The 1,082-nt window shown below is 69.7% G+C and carries 1 protein-coding gene; it reads left to right on the top strand.

Annotated elements, in window-relative coordinates; all coding sequences use genetic code 11:
* Window positions 1-772, top strand: a 772-nt coding sequence (locus tag H926_RS24800) for an acyl-CoA dehydrogenase (protein ID WP_022674474.1), incomplete at its 5' end; no start/stop codon positions are given.
* Window positions 773-1,082 lie beyond the last annotated feature (310 nt).

Genomic DNA, 1,082 nt, shown 5'->3' on the forward strand with positions numbered 1-1,082 from the left:
CGGGGCGCAGCGCGTGGCCCTGGCCCATGCCGAGCCGGGGCAGCGCGGCAACCGCGCCTGGGTGGAAACCCGCAGCCAGGCAGGGGCAGAGGGCGTGCGTCTGACTGGCGTGAAGCACTGCGTGCCAGCCGGGCAGGGCGCCGACGCGTTTCTGGTGAGCGCGCGCGCCAATGATGGCGGCACTGGCGCCGATGGCATCGCGTTCTACCTCGTGTCCGCCGATGCGCCGGGCCTGACGATCACCCCCTGGCGCTTGATCGACGGCAGCGTGGCGGTGCACCTGACGCTCGATAACGTGGTAGTGCCAGCGTCGCATCGCCTGGCGGGCGGGCTGGATCTGCTCGACCAGATCATGCCGCTGGCCGATCTGGCCCGCGCGGCAGAGGCGGGGGGGGGGATGCAGCGGATTTTTGACGAGACGCTGGAATACCTGCGCACGCGCAGCCAGTTCAACACGCCGCTGGGCCGCTTCCAGGCGATCCAGCACCGCATGGTGGCGCACTATTGCGCGCTCGAGCAATCGCGCGCGCTGCTCAACCTGGCGCTGGTCGGCGGGGCAGAGCGTGATTTCGCCCAGGCCGTGGCCGGCGCCCGCGCCTTTATCAGCGATGTGTCGCTCAGCCTGGGGCACGACATGATCCAGTTCCATGGCGGCATGGGCGTGACTGACGAACTGGCGATCGGCCACGGGCACAAGCGGCTGGTCCTGCTCTCGCGCTGGCCGGAAGAGCCGTTGGCCAAGCTCGATCGCTATGCCGGGCTGGCGGCCTGAGCCGGCACTGGCCCAACCCGGGCGGCGCAAGCCTTCGCCACACATTGAAAAATTGCATCAGGGGGATATTCTGCGCCGATCCGGCAGGATAAGAGCATGCGCGCGGGAACAGGGGCTTTCCGCCTGACGCGTGGTTCTTGGTCGGGATGGTGATGATGCAGGTTTCGATGAGGCGTCTCGTCTTGGCTGGTGTGGCCTGTGGCGCGCTGCTCACGCTGGAGGGTTGCGGCCCCGCGCTGCTTCACCCCCACGCCGCCGCCGCCCGCCTGGGCCGGCCGGTGGAGAAGCCTGCTGCGCCCAGCCGCCCGGC

It is taken from the genome of Novosphingobium sp. B-7 (genome assembly GCF_000410615.1).
Lineage (GTDB): Bacteria > Pseudomonadota > Alphaproteobacteria > Sphingomonadales > Sphingomonadaceae > Novosphingobium > Novosphingobium capsulatum.